Here is an 18587-nt window from a genome sequence, read left to right on the forward strand (position 1 = left end):
CCTCAGTTAAATATATGTTCGTCGAGGCCTCTTGAGTGTCTACAGGTAATTTGGATTTCGAGCAGTTCCGGACGTTCTTGGAAAAAGCCTGCGGCATTCTGCTGGGTACTAATAAGCAGTATCTGGTTTCCAGTCGGCTTAACAAGTTGATGGAACAGAACAACATCAAGACCCTGGGTGAGCTGGTGCAGCGCATGCAGAGCCAGCCGCGCAGCGGTTTGCGTGAACAAGTGGTTGATGCCATGACCACCAACGAAACCCTCTGGTTTCGCGATACATACCCCTTCGAGGTGCTGAAGAAGCGCGTGCTGCCGGAGATGATCAAGGCCAGCCCAGGTCAGCGTCTGCGTATCTGGTCGGCAGCCTGCTCTTCCGGTCAGGAACCATACTCGCTGTCGATGACCATCGACGAGTTTGAGAAGACCAATATCGGTCAACTCAAGGGGGGCGTGCAGATTGTTGCCACCGACCTTTCGCCGACAATGTTGATTAACTGTAAGTCTGGCGAATACGACAGCCTGGCGATGGGGCGCGGTCTCTCCCAGGAGCGTCTGCAGCGTTATTTCGACCCTAAAGGGCCGGGGCGCTGGGTGGTCAAACCGGCCATTCGCAGTCGCATTGAGTTTCGTGCGCTTAACCTGTTGGACAGCTACGCCAGCCTGGGGAAATTCGATGTGGTGTTCTGCCGTAACGTATTGATCTACTTTTCGGCTGAGGTGAAGAAAGACATCCTTACCCGCATTCATGCGATGTTGAAGCCCGGTGGTTATTTGTTCCTCGGCGCCTCTGAAGCGCTCAATGGTCTACCGAGCCACTATCAGATGGTGCAATGCAGCCCTGGGATCATTTACCAGGCGAAATAATCGTCAGCAGGATTCAGCAAAACGGGAGGCCATTGGCCTCCCGTTTTTATTCAGATATGTACTCTCAGGTTTCGCTCAAGCTCTAGCGAGCTAGAGACCTGCAAGGCGAAAGCAGGCGAGGAAGCGGAGTGAATTTTTGTACATGAGCATTACTCGCTTCGCTCGCCCTTCGGGTCGCGCTAAAGCGCGTTAGCCGCAAGCGGCTTGCTGAGTCTGTTTTTAACGCAGGTGGGCCGACGCGCAGCAGATCGTTATTACAAGGTGCTGGCCTTGGTTGCAGGTATGGGCGCTAGGCATTGGCTGTAGGCGCCCGATTCAAGGTAAGGCATTAATATCGGCGCCATACCTTTGAGAACCTGCACCGGCAACGCGGAGGTAAAGCGGAAGTTTTCCGCCGCGCGCCCGGGGACGAATGCGGTGAGGGTGCCGTAGTGACGTGGGCCCAGATAGAAGACAAAAGTGGCCGTGCGATTGATCGCCCGTGAGCTGAGCACACGCCCGCCGGCGCCGACGGTTTCGATACGGTTATCACCGGTTCCCGTTTTGCCGCCGACCTTGAGTGATTGGCCGTCCGCTTGAGTAAAGCTGCCGAGCAGACGACGTGCGGTACCGGCTTCGACCACGTCGGCGAGTGCGCTGCGTAATGCCGCTGCGACTTCCGAGGCCATGACCCGCTTGCCTGCGTTGTGGTTGCGCACCAGCAAGGTGTCATAAGGCGTATCGGCCGCGAAATGCAGGCTGTCGATGCGCGCGGTAGGCTGGCGGATGCCGTCGTTCTGGATAATCCCGACCAGTTCGGCCAGCGCTGCAGGGCGGTCACCGGAGCTGCCGATGGCGGTGGCCAGTGATGGCACCAGATGGGCAAAGGGGTAGCCTAGGTTTTGCCAGCGCCGATGAATATCCAGAAATGCCTCCACCTCAAGCATGATGCGAATGCGGCTGTCGCGGGCACTTTTGTGGCGGCTGCGGAACAGCCAGCCGTAGACTTCTTGACGCTCATCGCGGCTTGCCGCCACGGCCTCGTTAAAGGTGGCTTGCGGTTGTTCGATCAGGTAGCCCAGTAGCCACAGCTCAAGGGGGTGAACGCGGGCGATATAGCCCTGGTCTGGCAGGCTGTAAGCGCCTGGTCCGTAACGCTTGTACAGTTCGCTGATGCGCGTATTAGTGAGTTTTTCCTTGGGTAGGTTGTGGCTCAGGAAGGCGGCGAAAGTGGCTTCGTCTGCGTGCGGCATCAGATAGCGGTGCACGGCCGCGAGCCGCGCCGAGGTGTGACGCAGACCATTGAGGAAGGTTTCCAGGCGCAGTTGTTCAGGTTGCCCCTGATACTTACGCCAGAACCGCAGCAGAAAGGTGCGACCCTCGCGGTCGGCGAAGTCTTGTAGATAGGCCTGGCGACGCGGGTCCTTGTCGTCTTTGAGCAATTCGGCGCTGTTGTGCGGGCCCTGGTAAGTGGTGTAACGCACCACGTCGCGCATCAAACGGATAAATGGCAGGTTGAGCGACTCACGCAGGGCTTGGCGCATGCTGGCGATGCGTGCGTTATCTTCACGGCGGAAATTTGTGAAGGTGTGGACACCGCCGCCAGTGAAAAAACGTTCGTGGGGGCTGGCGGAGTATTTACGTTCCAGCGCGGCATCGAGCATGGCGGGCAGGCTGGCGTTGGGGGTACTTAGCAGGTAAGCGATGGCCCAGCGGGTCAGGTTGTCCTGGGCGTTGACTGCGCGTAGTTCGCTGGCGCTCTGCCCCGCGTGACGCTGGTGCAGTTCGGCGATGATTTCCAGGTAAGTGGCCAGCACCCTGAGTTTGGCGGTAGAACCGAGCTCCAGCTTGCTGCCTTCGTTGATGTCGAATGGCTGATCGGTGCTGTCGGTCTGCACGCGCACCACACTGCCGTTGTAGGTGCGTTCGAGTAGGGTAAAGCTGTAGCGCACATCGGCGGTTTTTTCTGGCGAGAGTAGGCGCTCGCCGAACAGGCCGATTTCCCCGGCAAACAGCGGGTCAGCCAGTTGCTGCAGGTAGTGGCTGGCAGCTTGTTGCAGCGGGTTATTGAGGGTGCTGGTGACACTCAGGTCGAGGCGGTCCAGGTCATACAGCGGCGTGTTGAGCATGGCCGACAGGCGTGAACGTGCGACGCTGATGCCCTTGTTGCCGTCCACCGGCTGCAGGTTGGGTTCCAGGGCCCAGTCGCGATAAGTCAGGGGTTGGCGCAGGGCTGCATCGCGCAGCGCGGCGTCGATCAGGCCGCCACCGGCGAGCAACCGGATATGGCTGTCGGTCAGTTCGCCCAGATCCTTGCGGCCCTGCGCCAGGTAATAAGATGGGCGGCGCTGGGCAATCATCAAGGCCAGTACCTGACGCAAGGCCAGGCCGCGCTCGGCCAGGCTGGCATCCGCTGAGCGTGCTGGATCAAGCAACAGGTTTACCCGCGCAAAGTCCGCGCCGAACCAGATGCGCAGGCCATCGGCCAACCCGTGCACCTCGCCGTGGCCTGGAGCGGCGGCGAGCGGCACACTGTTGAGGTAGTCGCGCACAATATTTTCCCGTGCGGCCAGCGTCTGCGGGCCGCTCTGGTAGGCGCGCACGCTGGCAGAAAGCATTTGCCGGAGTTTTTCCGTGGCCGACGCAGTCAGGCCGTCTGGGGAATGGCGGTACTTCTCCAGCTGGGTCGCCAGGGTGCTGCCGCCCGCCGATTGATCCTGCATATCCAGTAGCTTGCCGACTTGAGAGGCGGCGGCCATGACAAACCGCGGCCAGTCCACCGCCGGATTGGCCAATGGCTGCTTGGGGTCGAGTAGTTTGCGGTTTTCGATAAACAGCAGGCTGTTAGCCACCAGTGCCGGGATGGCGCTGAAACTTGGGTAGCGCTGCTGCGGATAACGGAATGCATAGAACGGCGTGCCGCTGCAGTCATTGATCTGCAGGCCGCTCTGGATTTTTTCCGGATAGGGCACGAACAGACCCCGCTGGGCGTAGTCGAGCAGGGCGGGGGAGAACTGCGCCTGCTGCTGCACGATAAAGTCGCGTTGGCCCAGACGCTCAAGCATCAAGGGCAAATAGGTGTAGCCCTGGCGTTTATCGAACGGGCCCTCTTTGGGGTAAATGATCGCCGGGCTGGGTCCAGGTTGCACCCGGTAAGTGAGGGTTTGCGCGTAGCGACTGATTTCCTGGGCCTGAAAGCGCGAGGTGCGCACTTCCTCTTCGAGCAGCAGACCTGCGGCGATACACAGCAGCATAAGCAGCAACCAGACGGTCAGTTTCAGCTTACGGCTGCGCTTGCGAGGGCTGGGTGGCTCGCCAGCCGGCAGGGTGGTGATGTCGAGTTTCCAGGGTGCGCCCATATTCATTTGGCCTGATGCAGTCATTCAGGGAGTTGAAGGCGTACTGAATAACTTCAGCGAGCTTGAGTGCTGAGGTTATTCAGCTGGCTACTGTCTGCAGTTTAGTCGTTGCTGCAATGGGCATTAGGGTAGGCATCGGCATTTGCACTGACTTTTAGGCATGGCGCTGTGGTTCACTGACCCGCAGCAATACACCGGTGCAGCAATACGCGCAGGATCGCCACTGGCGCTGCGCAGTTCTTGCAGATTGCTAGAATCGTGCGGGTGACGTAATAGGCGGCGAGTGAGTGATGCAGCGCGACCATCGGGAGCAACTTAATCTCAGCTGGCAGGCCAATGCCGATGCCTGGACGGCGGCCGTGCGTGAACAACGCATCGAGAGCCGCCGACTGGTCACCGACGCGGCGATTGTTCAGGCGATTTTGGCCCTGGCACCTACGCGTGTGCTCGATCTGGGCTGCGGCGAGGGCTGGTTGTGCCGTGGGCTGGTTGAGCATGGTATCGAGGCCGTTGGGGTGGATGCGTCTGCGCCTTTGATCGCGGTGGCGCAACAGGCAGCGGCTGGTGCATCGCAGTACCGGGTTTGCGGTTATGCCGAGCTGGAGCAGCAGGCCGCAGTACTGGGGCAGTTCGACCTACTGGTGTGTAATTTCGCCCTGCTGGAAGAGCCCCTGGCACCCACCTTGAATGCCCTACATGGCTTGTTGGCGGCTGATGGACGTTTATTGATCCAAACCCTACACCCCTGGCGCGCCTGCAACGATGCCGGCTACCGCGACGGTTGGCGGGTGGAAACCTTTGCCGGCTTTGGTGAGGGCTTTGCCCAGCCGATGCCCTGGTTCTTTCGCACTTTGGAGTCCTGGCTGGCGCTATTCAGCGAGACGGGCTGGCGTCTGCAGTGGTTGCAGGAACCCTTGCATCCGGAGAGTGAACAGCCGGTGTCGCTGTTGCTGCTGCTGAGCTCTGCGCGCAACTGAGTTACACCCGGCAGGTCAGCAGGCGCGGCGTCAGTCGACAATAAACAGGCGCGCGCCCGTCGCGGTGGAGGAACGATGGGCTTCGGCCTGGTCGGCGACTTGATAGCTCATGCCGGCGGTCATCACAAAGTGTCGACCATCTTCCAACTCGGTGTGCAACTCGCCTTCCAGGCACAGCAGAATGTGCCCTTTATGGCACCAGTGATCGGCCAGGTAGCCCGCGCTGTACTCGACCATGCGCACGCGCAACGTGCCAAACACCTGCGTGCGCCAGTAGGCCATGCCGCGTTCGCCGGCATGCTCGCTGCGCTCAACCTGGCTCCAGTCGGTGATGCCGAAGGGAATATCGCTGATGTTCACGGTGCATCCTTTTCTGAAAGGGCTTTGCCGTCAGTATCGGCCCAGGTCGTGATCGAGCCTGGGCGCCTAATCCTAATGCTACGGCGTGCGTTGCAGTTCAGCCTTGCCTGTATGACTGGCCAGCAGATGCTCGGGTAGATCGAGCAAGTCGTCGTCGAATGTTTCCAGTGGCGGTGGCCGCCGTTCGAAGCGTGAACCGAGCACCAACAGGCAAGGGGTCAGCAGCAGGGTCAGCACGGTGGCGAAGCTCAGGCCGCCGGCAATCGCGCTGGACAGTTGGGTCCACCACTGGGTCGATGGTGCACCAATGCCCAGGCTTGGGGTGAGTAGGTCGACGTTAACCCCGAGCACCATGGGGATCAGCCCCAGTACCGTGGTCACCGCGGTGAGCAACACCGGGCGTAGGCGCAGGCTGCCAGTTTCCAGCGCCGCAGCGCGCGGTTCCAGGCCCTGACGGCGCAGCTGGTTATAGGTGTCGATCAGAATGATGTTGTTGTTCACCACGATGCCGGCCAGGGCGATCAGGCCCATGCCGACCATAACGATGCCGAACGACTGACCATTGACCAGCAAACCCATCAATACGCCAGCGGTCGACAGGACGATGGCCGAGAGCACCAACAGCGCCTGATAGATGCTGTTGAACTGGGTCACCAGGATGATAAACATCAGGAAGATCGCCACCGCAAAGGCGGTGCCGAGGAAGGTAGCGGCCTGTTTCTGGTCTGCGCCTTCACCGGCGACCTTCAACTGCACGTCGGCCGGTGGTGCGCCCATGGCTTGTTCCAGCGCGCTTTGGCGTTCGGCCAGTTGCGCGCCTGCGGCCAAATCCGCTTGCAAGGTAATGGTGCGGTTGCCATCGACCCGGCGCAGGGTGCCGACTTTCGGCGCTTGCTCCAACGATACGAAGTTGCTCAGCGGAATCTGCCCGGCGGGTGTGTTCAGCGTTAAGCGGCCCAACTGGTCGAGGGAGCGCCAATTGGCAGGCAGGCGCACACGAATATCCACTTCATCGGTGGCATCTTCTGGGCGATAGGTCGCCAGCTTAAGGCCGTTGGTGACCATCTGCACGGCATTGCCCACGCTCAGCACGTCGGCGCCGAAGCGTGCGGCTGCTTCGCGGTCGACCTTGATCCGCCATTCGATGCCCGGCAGTGCACGGTCATCTTCAATATCCTTGAAGCCGCCAATTTTTTGCATGGTGTCGCGCAGCCGGTCGACATACAGATCGGCCTGCTGAAAATCATGCGAGCTGATCTGCAGCTTGAGCGGTTTACCGCTGCTCGGGCCTTCTTCCTGTTTACGGAACTCCAGAATGATCCCCGGGATATCGGCGGTGCGTGTGCGCATGTCCTCAAGAATCTGGCCGGCCGAGCGCCGCTCATGCCACTCGACGAACTGGAACTGCAGCGTGCCGATAACATCGGCGCCCAACTTGCCGTCCGGCTGGGCTAGCGAGCGGGCATACAGGGCTTTGACTTCGCCCATGCCGAGCAGGCGCTGTTCCACTTTTTGTAGCAGCGTGTCCTTCTCCTGCACCGACAAATCGCCCCGGGCACGCAGCCAGATCTGCGCACTTTCGGGTTCGGTTTCGGGGAAGAAATCCACGCCATGGTTAAAGCGGCCGTAGGCGGTGTAGATCAAGGCAATCAGTGCCAGCATGCCCAGCAGGGTTAGGCCGGGGCGTTTTAGCAAGGTGCCCAATAGTCGGCGATAGCCCTTGGCGCTGCGGCTCGGCGCGCCGGGTTTTGGCAGCGGCTGACCGCCAGTGACCGCGCCGAGCACCGGCAGGAACACCAGGGCCATGGCCAAGGAGGCGAGCAGGCAGACGATCACCGTCGCGGGCAGGTATTTCATAAATTGGCCGACCACGCCTGGCCAGAACAGCAGCGGCAGAAACACCACCAGGGTGGTAGCGGTCGAGGCAATCACCGGCCAAGCCATCCGCGTGGCGGCATTGGCCCAGGCCTGGCGCGGGGTTTGTCCCTGGTGCAGGTAACGGTCAGCCAGCTCAGACACCACAATAGCGCCGTCTACCAGCATGCCGGCGACCAGAATCAGGCTGAACAGCACAACGATATTCAGGGTGAAGCCGAGCGCCCAGATCAGCAGGATGCCCGTGAGAAAGGCCCCCGGAATGGTCAGCCCAACCAGCAACGCTGAGCGCATGCCCATGCTCGCCATCACCAGAATAAGCACCAGTACGATGGCGGTCATGACGTTGTTGAGCAGGTCGCCAAGCAAGGATTTCACTTGTTGCGACTGGTCCATGATGTAGCTGACTTTGAGGTCTTGCGGCAGCAGCGGTTGGGCCTTAACCATCAGCGCCTTGACCTGCTCGATGGTGGCGATGATGTTGGCGCCGCTGCGTTTGGACACCTCCAGCACCACCGCGGGTTGCCCGTTGATCCGCGCATAGCCGGTGGGGTCTTTGAAGGTGCGGTGAATGGTGGCGACATCGCCGAAGGTCACCACGCTGTTACCCACCACCTTGATCGGCATAGACAACACGTCTTCGAGGTCTTCAATCACCCCAGGCACCTTCAAACTCATGCGACCCGCACCGGTGTCCAGGCTGCCAGCCGCGACCAGACGGTTATTGCGGCTGATCAGGTTGAACAGTTCGTTGTAGTCGATGCCGTAGCTGTCGAGCACTTGCGGGTCGACGACGATTTCCAGCAGGTCTTCGCGGTCGCCGCCAATTTCCACCGAGAGCACTTCGGCAATGCCTTCGACGTTCTCTTTCAGACGACGGGCGATGTACACCAACTCGGTTTCGGCAATCGGCCCGGACAGGCCAATCGACAGCACGGGGAACAGCGCCACGTTGACTTCATTGACTGTGGGTTCTTCGGCCTCTTCTGGCAGTTTGCTGCGGGCGGTATCGACCTTCTCGCGGACGTCGGCGAGGGCCAGCTTGGCATCGAAGCCCGCATCGAACTCCAGGGTCACCGAGGCTTGCCCTTCATTGGCCATGGAGCGCATTTCCTTGATCCCTTCAAGGCTGCGCAGTTCCTGCTCCAGTGGGCGCACCAGCAGGCGTTCGGCGTCTTCCGGGCTGATGCCTTCGAGGGTGACCGAGACATAGATGATCGGAATGCTGACATCCGGGTTGGCTTCTTTGGGGATCGCCACGTAGGCGGCCAGACCGCCGAGCATCAGGAACAACAGCAACAACAGGCTGGTGCGGCTGCGATCCAGCGCTGCGGCAATCAGGCTGTGCATATCAGTTGCTCCCTTTGGCCAACTGGCTGATCACCTGCTGGCCGGGTTCGACAAAGCCCTGGCCGAGGGTAATCAGCGCGACCTTATTCGGTAAGCCGCTGACCCAGGCGCCCTGGTTGTCGACACTGATCAGCTGCACCGGGGTGAACACCACCTGTTGCTGCTCGTTGACCCATTTGACCCCGTGGCGCCCGGCTTTATCCAGGCTCAACAACGCCGGAGAAATACGCTGCGCCAGGGACTCGCCCGTTTGGATATGCAGGGTTGCGCTTGCCCCGGCTAAACGCAGCGCCTGGGCATTATCGACCTTGACCTCGATGCGAAAACTGCGCGAGTCGGGGTCGGCGGCGGCTGCGATAAAGTGCAGTTCGCCCTGCAGTTCGCGGCCATCGAGCAGTTCAATTTTCACCGGCTGGCCGAGCGTCAGTTGGGTGACTTCCTGCTGGGCGATCTGCGCGCTGACTTTAAGCAGGCTGATGTCGACCAGGGTCAGCAGGCTTTGCCCGGGCTGGACGAAATCCCCCAACTCGACCATGCGCTGCTCATACATGCCGGCAAAGGGCGCTGTGATCTGCGTGTGGCTCAGCTGAATACGCGCCAGGTCCAGCTCGGCGCGGGCCTTGGCCAGCTCACTTTGCAGGCGGATCAGCTCGTTGGTGGAAATCATATTGCGTTCACGCAGGCGCGCGGCGGCCTTGGCATCCGCCTCGCGCTGGCGCACATCGGCTTCACCCTTGGCCAGCTGGGCCGGGCGGTTGTCCGTGGACAAGCTGAGCAACACCTGGCCTTGCTTGACCGGGCTGCCTTTGTCCTGATCCAGGCGAATCACCGTGCCGCTGATTTGTGAGCGCAACTCGACGCGACGCCAGGCCTCAACCTGCCCCTGCACCACATGCTCGCGCTGCATCGGGCTGGCTTGCAGCCACTGCACTTCAACTTTGGCCAGACCTGGCGCTTGCACGGGGGCATCGGCGCTAGCGGTTTCTTGGGTTTTCAACAGCGCGCCGCTGAGTAGCCACAGCACAAGCACTACGCTGACGGCAATCGCGATCAACCAGGGGCGTCTAGACAGCTGACTGAACATGGGTGGTTACTCGTGGCGAGAAGGGTGGGCAAGCAGTGCAGCCGCCTGTGCGCGCAGGCCGGCAATGATGAAGTCGGTGACGCGGGCGAAGTAGTCATCCAGGGCAATCGGCTCGGCCCAATGGGCGAAGCCACCTGAGGCAATGCGCGTCATAACGCCACTGACACAGGCTTCGACGCCCCACAGCAGGTTCTGCGTGTCGGCTTGGCTGAGGGTTTGGTTGTCCAGGGTGGCGCTAAGCAAGTCGGCGAAGAACCGCTGATACTCGCACTCCAGGTCAAGAAACTGCTGGCGGAACGGGGCTTCCAGGCGCTCTTGAAACTCCGGGCGGTCGCAGTGCAAGCACAGCTGCGTTTCTATTGGGTTGGCCAGCATCTGTTCGAACGCGCGGCGGATTACTGTGCGCATTGCATCTTGGGCTGAACTGGCGGCCTGCAGGGCACGCAGTTCGTGCAGGTTTATCTGGTTGAGGTCGAGTACCAGGCGCGCATACAGCGCTTCTTTGCTGGGGAAGTGTTTGTACACCGTGCCCTTACCGATACCCGCGGCAGTCGCGACTTCGGCAATGGTGACGCGATCCCAGGGCTGCTCGGTAAATAGCCGGCGGGCGGTATCGAGGATGGCGCTTTCACGTTGTTCGAAGAGTTGGTCTTGATAGCGCATGGCGACTCGCTTGCAGGTCGTGACTGTCGGTCACTCTATGACTGTCGGTCACGGCCTGCAAGCGAGTCCTTGTAACAAGCGTTGGCGCGGGCGCTTGCTACTGCAAAATATAGCCTTGCGGTTGCAGCGGTTCGGGCAGCGCATCGCCTAGGTTTTCCAGCAAGTCGATCTCAATGCCGCGGACCATGGCGCTCAGGGGTAAGTCGTTGTCCGACAAGCCAAAGGGCTCCTCCAGCTCGTCACCCAGCGCATCCAGGCCGAAGAAGGTGTAGGCAATAATCGTCACAAGCACCGGCGTGAGCAGCTCCAGTGAGCTGACTAAACCAAACGGCAGCAGCATGCAGAACAACCAGGCCGTGCGGTGCAGTAGCAAGGTGTAGGCGAACGGCGTTGGCGTGCTTTTGATCCGTTCGCAAATCGCCTGGCTGGACGCCAAGGTATCCAGGCGTTGCTCCAGGCCGCGATAGAGCACGTCGCTGAGGCGTTGTTCGCGTACGCAGAGGGCCAGATCCTGGTTGATCCAGTTGAGCAGGGTGTCTGGCACGTTGCGCCGTTGGCGCAGTGCCGTCAGTTCATCCGGGCTGAGCCAGGCCGCACAGGCCGCCGCCGCATCCTGGCCACGCAGATGGGCGGCCAGGGCGTGGGCGAAAGCAATGCAGCGTTCGATGGTCAGGCGGCGCAGCCGTGCATTGTCGTCACCGGGCAAGAGGGCTTGGCATTCGCGGGCCAGGCCGCGGGCTTGAATAATCAGCTCACCCCACTGCTTGCGCGCTTCCCACCAGCGCTCATAACAGGCGCTGTTGCGAAAGCCGAGAAACACCGAGAGAGCCAACCCTAACAGCGAAAAAGGCGGCGCGCTGACGTGGCTGAGCCACTGCATCCAGCCAAACTCATAGAGCCCCACCACCACGCAGGACAGCAGCGTAATGCTAAGCAGTTTGGAGGCGATATGCGGGAAGATTGAACCACGGCGAACGAAGAACAGGTGCAGCGCATTGGGGCGCGGGCGAACGATCATGACGGAAGTGCATCCAGGGATCGGAGGGGGCTTGAGCGGCGCGAATTATGCGCCGCTGCCCAGCCGCTGCCTAGGGCATTGATGCCTGTCGTTCAGGCTTTTTTATCGTGTTTATCGGGCGAGGCTAAAGCGTTGTTCCGGAGCGATTGAGTTGTGCACGCAGGATCGGGTGCGCAGCGCGATAGTCATCACGCAAACGCTGGGTTAGAGCGCTGCGCGGCGACCCCATCCTGCCTTGGTTGCGGCCTTAGCGTGCCACGCTGACGCCTTCCAGGTTGGCGAAGGAGGTGTCCTTGGCGGTCAGCAGGAAGTCGCGCATAAACGGCGCGTCGAGCATGTCGGTGCGAATGCCGGCGTACAGCGTAGCGAACAGACCTTTGTCGCCTAAACGCTTGGCGGTGACGTAGCCGCGCGAGCTGTATTCATGCAGCGCCCAGTTAGGCAAACCGCAGACGCCACGGCCGCTGGCGACCAGCTGCATCATCATCACCGTCAGCTCGGAGGTGCGCACTTGCGCGGGCTCGACATCCGCCGGCTCTAGGAAGCGGGTGAAGATATCCAGGCGGTCGCGCTCCACCGGGTAGGTGATCAGGGTCTCGCTGGCCAGGTCTTCCGGCTTGATGCAGGCTTTATTGGCCAGCGCATGCTGATTGGCCACGGCCAGCATGGCCTCATAGGTGAACAGTGGCACATAGGTGATGCCGGCCAATTCCAGTGGATCAGAGGTCACCACCAGGTCCAGATCGCCGCGCGCCAAGGCTGGCAGCGGGGCAAAGGAGAAGCCCGAGGCCAGGTCCAATTCGACTTCCGGCCAGGCATCACGAAACTGGTCGATGGTTGGCATCAGCCACTGGAAGCAGCTGTGGCATTCAATGGCCATATGCAGGCGCCCGGCCGTGCCGCCAGCTAGGCGCGCCAGGTCGCGCTCGGCACCGCGCAGCAGCGGCAATACCGTGTCGGACAGTTGCAGTAGGCGCAGGCCGGCACTGGTAAAGCGCACCGGCTTGGTCTTGCGCACAAACAGCTGCATACCCAGGCGTTCTTCCAATTCCTTGAATTGGTGGGACAGGGCCGATTGCGTCAGGTGCAGGCGCTCGGCGGCGTCCACCAGGCTTTCGCTTTCGCGCAGGGCGTGCAGGGTTTTCAGGTGGCGCAGTTCGAGCATGGAGGCCTCGGGGTAAGGAATGACGCTTCACTCATCCATTCTTGAGGTGTGTGTTCAAGAGGGGATGAAAACAACGTCAGTTACCCTACATGAATAAAACTGTAGATCAAGGCGAATAGATTGAGTTTGTTTCACTATCCTTGCTTGCCGAGAATACGCCCCATCTTGTTTATCTATGGAGCGTTTCGACATGGCCCTGTCCCATTCCCTTGGTTTTCCGCGTATCGGCCGCGACCGTGAGCTGAAAAAGGCCCTGGAAGCCTACTGGCAAGGCGGGCTGGATGAAGCGGGCTTGCAGGCGGTTGGCCGTGAGCTACGTGCCGCCCATTGGCAGGTGCAAAAGGCTGCTGGCCTCGACCTGTTGCCGGTCGGCGACTTTGCCTGGTACGACCACGTACTGAGCCACTCGCTGACCTTCGGCGTGATCCCCGAGCGTTTCCGCCCCGCAGACGGCAAGCCGACCCTGGAGACCCTGTTTGCTATGGCGCGGGGGGCCGTTGCCAGCAAGAGCGGCAACAGCTGCTGCGCTGGGGCCCATGCCCAAGAGATGACCAAGTGGTTTGATACCAACTACCACTACCTCGTCCCGGAGTTCACGGCCGATCAGCAGTTCCAGCTGAGCTGGACGCAACTGTTTGATGAGGTCGAGCAAGCGCACGCCTTGGGTCATACCATCAAACCGGTGCTGATCGGGCCGTTGACTTACCTGTGGCTGGGCAAGGCCAAGGGCGGCGAGTTTGATCGCCTCGATCTGCTGGAGCGCCTGCTGCCGGTTTACGGCGAAATCCTTCAGCGCCTGGCCGCTCAGGGTGTGGAATGGGTGCAAATCGACGAGCCGATCCTGGCGCTGGACCTGCCGCAGGATTGGAAGAACGCTTTCGAGCGGGCCTACAACCTGCTGCATCGCGAGCCAGGCAAGAGGCTGATCGCCACCTACTTCGGCGGCCTGGAAGACAACCTCGGCCTAGCCGCGAGCCTGCCGGTGGATGGTCTGCATATCGACTTGGTGCGCGCCCCCGAGCAGTTCCCGACCATTCTCGACCGGCTGCCGGCCTACAAGGTGTTGTCGCTGGGTGTGGTCAACGGGCGTAACGTCTGGCGCACTGATCTGCAGGCGGTGCTGGAGATTCTGCAGCAGGCTCAGGAGCGCTTGGGTGAGCGCCTGTGGGTGGCACCGAGCTGCTCGCTGCTGCACAGCCCGGTCGATCTGAACCGTGAAGACAAACTGGATGATGAGCTGAAAAGCTGGCTGGCCTTCGCCGTGCAGAAGTGCGAGGAAGTTGCACTGCTGACGAAGGCCCTGAATGACCCGCAGAACGCCGAGGTGCAAGCCGCCTTGGCGGCCAGCAATGCGGTGCAGGCCAGTCGCGCGCAATCGCCGCGCATCCACAAACCGGCGGTGCAGGCCCGCCTAGCCGCGATTACGGCTGCCGACAGCCAACGCCAATCGCCATTTGTGCAGCGTATCGAGCAACAGCGCGAGCGCTTGCAACTGCCGGCGTTCCCTACCACCACCATCGGCTCGTTCCCGCAAACCGCCGCCATCCGTCTGGCGCGCCAAGAATTCAAGGCCGGCAAGCTGTCGGCCGCTGACTACACCGAGGCCATGCACAGCGAGATTCGCCATGCGGTCGAGGTGCAGGAAAACCTCGGCCTGGACGTGCTGGTGCATGGCGAGGCCGAGCGCAATGACATGGTCGAGTACTTCGCCGAGCAACTCGACGGCTATGCCTTTACCCGCTTCGGCTGGGTGCAGAGCTACGGCTCGCGCTGCGTCAAACCGGCGGTGATCTATGGCGACCTGAGCCGGCCCAAGGCCATGACGGTGGCCTGGATCGGCTATGCGCAAACCCTGACCCAGAAGGTGATGAAGGGCATGCTCACTGGCCCGGTGACCATGCTGATGTGGTCTTTTGCGCGTGACGATATTTCCCGCGAGCAGCAGGCGCGCCAGCTGGCCCTGGCCATTCGTGACGAGGTGGTGGACCTGGAAACGGCCGGTATCAAGATCATCCAGATCGACGAAGCCGCGTTCCGCGAAGGCCTGCCGCTGCGGAATGCGCAGTGGCAGGGTTACCTGAATTGGGCCACCGAGGCGTTCCGCCTGTGCGCCTCGGGTGTGCGCGACGAAACGCAGATCCACACCCATATGTGCTACAGCGAGTTCAACGATGTGATCGAGTCCATCGCCGCCATGGATGCCGACGTGATCACCATCGAAACCTCGCGTTCGGACATGGAACTGTTGCAGGCCTTTGAGGCGTTCGCTTACCCCAACGACATTGGCCCAGGGGTTTACGATATTCACTCGCCGCGAGTGCCGGATACAGCCGAGATGGCCAACTTGTTGCGTAAGGCCGCCCAGCGTATTCCCGTTGAGCGCTTGTGGGTCAACCCAGACTGCGGCCTGAAAACCCGCGCCTGGCCGGAGACTGAAGCGGCGCTGGTGAACATGGTCGCGGCGGCCCGTCAGCTGCGGACTGAGTTGGCCTGATCGCTGTTCTGTCGCGGCTAAAGCCCCTCCCACAGCAGCAAGAGGTCCGTGGGAGGGGCTTTAGCCGCGAGCTTCTGTATTTTCTGTGGTTGTTGAGTAACCGCTCGTCTCCCTTCATCAAACTGTCACGGTTGTGTGGCAGCGCGCTTGTACAACTATCACCACACTCGCGTCTTAATGGGGGGCTGCGTTTCGCTGTCCTGTGATGTGGTGATGTTATGCGTGTACTTATTTTTCTCGCCGCACTGCTCTGCGGCGTGCCTGTTTTAGCCGCTCAACGGTGTGATGTTCAGGTGCCGACCGCCATGGCCGACGTCGGCGAGGTGCGCCTGGCGTACCAGAGCATCGGGCGCAGCAGTGATCCGGCGTTGCTGCTGGTGATGGGACTGGGTGGACAGCTGATTCACTGGCCCGATGAAGTGGTCGTGCGCCTTTGCCAGCAAGGCTTTCGCGTCATTCGCTTTGATAATCGCGATGTGGGTTTGAGCGCCTGGGCGCATGCGACGCCGTCTATCAACCTGACCTATGAAGCCCTGCGCTATCGCGTGGGTTTATCCGTATCGGCCCCTTATGGGCTGCGTGATATGGCCGAAGATGCCCTGGAATTGATGGATGCCCTGAGCGTGCGGCGGTTTCATGTGCTGGGCGCGAGCATGGGCGGGATGATTGCCCAGCATATGGCCGACCTTGCGCCTGAACGGGTGCAGAGCTTGACCCTGATCATGACCAGCTCCGGTGCCCAGGGTTTGCCGGCGCCAAGCAATGCGTTATTGGCGTTACTGGCCAAACGTGAAGCGCCGAATCGCGCCGTGGCGCTGCAGCAGCAGGCGGATTTGTTGGCTGCATTGGGCAGCCCAACGGTCACGGATGACCGCGAACAGCTGGTGCAACAGGCTGAGCTGGCCTACGACCGAGCGTTTAATCCGCAAGGCGTGGAGCGCCAGTTGCTGGCGATCCTGGCTGAGCCGAGCCGGGTTGACCTGCTCAATCGTCTACGCGTACCGACCCTGGTGGTGCATGGCACCGCTGACCCTTTGCTACCGGTGATGCACGGCGTGCATGTGGCGGCGCATATCAAGGGCAGTGAGTTGAAGTTGATTCCGGGCCTGGCCCATCGCTTCCAGGAAGCCTTCAAAGAGCCGCTGCTGGCCGCAGTGTTGCCGCACCTGCAGGCCCATCGGGGCGATGGGCAGTGGGCGCGGCTTTAGGGCTGTCGACTCTTAAGATCTGTTTTACGATCTCGCGAGCCTGTTTTAAACGCGGCAGGGCCGACGCGCAGCAGATCGTAAATCGATTTTTAGCGGGTGCCGAGGAAGTCACGTTTGCCGATGTTGACGCCGTTGTGGCGCAGGATGGCGTAGGCGGTGGTGTAGTGGAAATAGAAGTTCGGCAGCACGTGATCAAGCAGGAACGCCTGGCCCTGAAAGTGGGTTTCTTTGTCGCGGCGCTTGAGTGTCACGGTACGTGCGTCGCTGCCATCAATCTGCGCGGCGCTGAGGCTTTGCAGGAAGGTCAGGGTCTTGGCGATGCGCGCTTGCAGTTCGGCGAAGGTGGTTTCGTCGTCGGCGTGGCTCGGTGCTTCCACTTCCGCCAGCAGTGCCGCGCCTGCCTTGGCGCCATCACAGGCGATCTGCACCTGACGGCTCAGCGGGAACATATCGGGGGCCAGGCGCGCGTTGAGAAACACGCTTTGTTCGATCTTTTTCTCTTCGGCGTGGGCGGCGGCGATGCCGAGGATGGTCGACAGGTTGGTGAGCTGGCGGGTAAAGACTGGGATGGAGGCGTGGTACATGGACAGGGACATGGAAATCTCCAGAGGCGCCAAAACGGATTGCCTTGGCGCGATTGTGTGGGTGGGGCGTGCACCGCTGCAGGGAGCAGCGGTGACGTGGGCTAACAAGCTTAGAGGCTGTTTAGGAACTTGCCGCAGAAGCGGTGTACCGCTGAGCAGTTGTGCTTTTTAGCCGATGGTGATCGGCGGCAACTTTGTCAGCTCAACGGTCTGCGCTTTGCGCGGCGCGAGGATTTCCGCTTCACCGTCTACCACCATTTCATCGTTCTGGTTGAACACGCGGGTGGCTACGCGCACGCGGAATTTCGGCAGTTTTTCCAGAATTTCCAGGCGCACGGTGAGGGTGTCACCGAGTTTTACCGGCGCGGTAAAACGCATGCTCTGGCCAATATAAATGGTGCCCGGGCCAGGCAACTCACAGGCCACCGCAGCGCTGATCAACGCACCGCTGAACATGCCGTGGGCGATGCGCTCTTTGAACATGGTGGTGGCGGCGTATTCGGCATCCAGGTGCACCGGGTTGTGGTCGCCAGAGACTTCGGCAAACAGCTGAATATCGCGTTCAGTGACGGTCTTGCTGTAGTTGGCCGTTTGACCGACTTCAATGGCGTCGTAGGGCGTGTTGCTGCTTTGGCTCATGGATGACTCGCTTGGCTTTGTGGGTGGCGCTGGCGCGGTTGGCTAAGTGCCTGGTGCAACCAGTCGATGAGGTAAGTGGTGACGTCGTCGCGGTTGCTCTCGTTGAGCAGTTCGTGACGGGCACCCGGGTAGATTTTGACCTGTACCTGCGTGTTGCCGGCGGCGATCAGGGCATTGCCCAGGTCTTGTTGACGGTGGCCGTCGCTCACGGGGTCACACGCGCCGCCAATGACCAGCAGCGGCAGGCTGTTGTCGATCTGCGCGAGGCTGCGCAGCGGCGTGATCTGTTGCAGGCCGCCGAGTAGGTCGATCCACAACTGGTTGCTGCAGCGGAAGCCGCACAGTGGGTCATTGATGTACTTATCGACCTCCAACGGGTCGCGGCTCAGCCAGTCGAAAGTCGTGCGGTTGGGCTTGAAGGCCTTGTTGAACGAGCCGAACGAGACGAACTCAAGCAGCGCGCTATAGCCCAGCGGGCCTTGCCGCCAGCGTTCGAAACGCGCGAGCAACTGGCCGGCGCGGTACAGCGCCACGGGCTGGTAGTTGGAGCCGGAGAGAATCGCCCCCTGCAAGCTACAGCTATGGTGCATGAGGTAGGCCTGGCTGATGTAGCTGCCCATGCTGTGGCCAAGCAGGAAAATCGGCGTTTGCGGGTGGCTCTGGCGCATATGGTGATTAAGGTTGGCCAGGTCATTGACCACCAGCTCCCAGCCCTTGCTGTCGGCATAGTGGCCGAGCACGCCATACTCAGCGGTTTTGCCATGTCCGCGCTGGTCGTGCGCGTACAGCTCGAAACCCTGCGCCACCAACGCTTCAGCCAGCCGTGCATAGCGGCCACTGTGTTCGGCCATGCCATGGGCCACCATCACCAATGCTTTGGGCGGTTGCTCGCTGTACCAACGATTTACGTAGAGGGGCGCCGCATCGGTGCTGTCGAGCCAGAACGCTTGGTGGAGCATGGCGAATCCC

At 61.0% G+C, this 18587-nt stretch carries 14 protein-coding genes; 4 read left to right on the top strand and 10 right to left on the bottom strand.

What is annotated here, in order from left to right; translation table 11 throughout:
- The first annotated feature begins 35 nt into the window (after positions 1-35).
- Entirely contained in the window at positions 36-863 is an 828-nt protein-coding gene (gene cheR, locus SOP97_RS05210) for a protein-glutamate O-methyltransferase CheR (protein ID WP_274086829.1), read from the top strand.
- Positions 864-1117: 254 nt separating this feature from the next.
- On the opposite strand, the gene SOP97_RS05215 is transcribed toward cheR, so the two are convergent.
- Positions 1118-4201, bottom strand: coding sequence for a transglycosylase domain-containing protein (locus SOP97_RS05215; protein ID WP_411912026.1), 3084 nt, complete (start codon positions 4199-4201; stop codon positions 1118-1120).
- 290 nt (positions 4202-4491) lie between these two features.
- Between SOP97_RS05215 and SOP97_RS05220 the strand changes: the two genes are divergently transcribed.
- Complete coding sequence (locus tag SOP97_RS05220) at positions 4492-5178, top strand: class I SAM-dependent methyltransferase (protein ID WP_274086828.1); 687 nt, start codon at positions 4492-4494, stop codon at positions 5176-5178.
- 30 nt (positions 5179-5208) lie between these two features.
- On the opposite strand, the gene SOP97_RS05225 is transcribed toward SOP97_RS05220, so the two are convergent.
- The 6 genes from SOP97_RS05225 to metR form a co-directional block, all read right to left on the bottom strand.
- The gene (locus tag SOP97_RS05225) at positions 5209-5538 is read right to left on the bottom strand and encodes a DHCW motif cupin fold protein (RefSeq protein ID WP_322948470.1); all 330 of its coding nucleotides are present in this window, start codon (positions 5536-5538) and stop codon (positions 5209-5211) included.
- A 78-nt stretch (positions 5539-5616) separates the two neighbouring features.
- On the bottom strand, positions 5617-8763 hold the full coding sequence (locus tag SOP97_RS05230; protein WP_322948471.1) for an efflux RND transporter permease subunit: 3147 nt from the start codon (positions 8761-8763) through the stop codon (positions 5617-5619).
- A gap of 1 nt (position 8764) precedes the next feature.
- A complete protein-coding gene (locus tag SOP97_RS05235) occupies positions 8765-9847 on the bottom strand; it encodes an efflux RND transporter periplasmic adaptor subunit (protein ID WP_322948472.1) in 1083 nt (360 codons plus the stop codon).
- Positions 9848-9853: 6 nt separating this feature from the next.
- Positions 9854-10510 (bottom strand): TetR/AcrR family transcriptional regulator, encoded by a 657-nt coding sequence (locus SOP97_RS05240; protein WP_322948473.1) that lies wholly within the window; start codon positions 10508-10510, stop codon positions 9854-9856.
- Positions 10511-10607: 97 nt separating this feature from the next.
- Entirely contained in the window at positions 10608-11528 is a 921-nt protein-coding gene (locus SOP97_RS05245) for a bestrophin family protein (protein ID WP_322948474.1), read from the bottom strand.
- A 247-nt stretch (positions 11529-11775) separates the two neighbouring features.
- Positions 11776-12693 carry a transcriptional regulator MetR gene (gene metR / locus SOP97_RS05250; protein ID WP_274086822.1) on the bottom strand — a complete coding sequence of 306 codons (918 nt, stop codon included), beginning with the start codon at positions 12691-12693 and terminating at the stop codon, positions 11776-11778.
- 190 nt (positions 12694-12883) lie between these two features.
- On the opposite strand from metR, the gene metE reads away from it, so the two are divergent.
- Together metE and SOP97_RS05260 are read left to right on the top strand one after the other, a co-directional pair.
- Positions 12884-15187, top strand: coding sequence for a 5-methyltetrahydropteroyltriglutamate--homocysteine S-methyltransferase (gene metE, locus SOP97_RS05255; RefSeq protein ID WP_322948475.1), 2304 nt, complete (start codon positions 12884-12886; stop codon positions 15185-15187).
- A 218-nt stretch (positions 15188-15405) separates the two neighbouring features.
- A complete protein-coding gene (locus tag SOP97_RS05260) occupies positions 15406-16395 on the top strand; it encodes an alpha/beta fold hydrolase (RefSeq protein WP_322948476.1) in 990 nt (329 codons plus the stop codon).
- An 89-nt stretch (positions 16396-16484) separates the two neighbouring features.
- Here SOP97_RS05260 and SOP97_RS05265 read toward each other — a convergent pair whose 3' ends face one another.
- From SOP97_RS05265 to SOP97_RS05275, 3 genes are all read right to left on the bottom strand, one after another.
- On the bottom strand, positions 16485-16991 hold the full coding sequence (locus tag SOP97_RS05265; RefSeq protein ID WP_322948477.1) for a DUF1993 domain-containing protein: 507 nt from the start codon (positions 16989-16991) through the stop codon (positions 16485-16487).
- Between the two features lie 156 nt (positions 16992-17147).
- Positions 17148-17618, bottom strand: a complete 471-nt coding sequence (locus SOP97_RS05270) for a MaoC family dehydratase (RefSeq protein WP_322948478.1) — start codon at positions 17616-17618, stop codon at positions 17148-17150.
- Positions 17615-18577, bottom strand: coding sequence for an alpha/beta hydrolase (locus SOP97_RS05275; RefSeq protein WP_274086817.1), 963 nt, complete (start codon positions 18575-18577; stop codon positions 17615-17617). The genes SOP97_RS05270 and SOP97_RS05275 overlap by 4 nt, the downstream gene beginning before the upstream one ends.
- Between the last annotated feature and the right edge of the window lie 10 nt (positions 18578-18587).

This window comes from Pseudomonas spirodelae (assembly GCF_034653255.1).
Taxonomy (GTDB): Bacteria; Pseudomonadota; Gammaproteobacteria; order Pseudomonadales; family Pseudomonadaceae; genus Aquipseudomonas; species Aquipseudomonas spirodelae.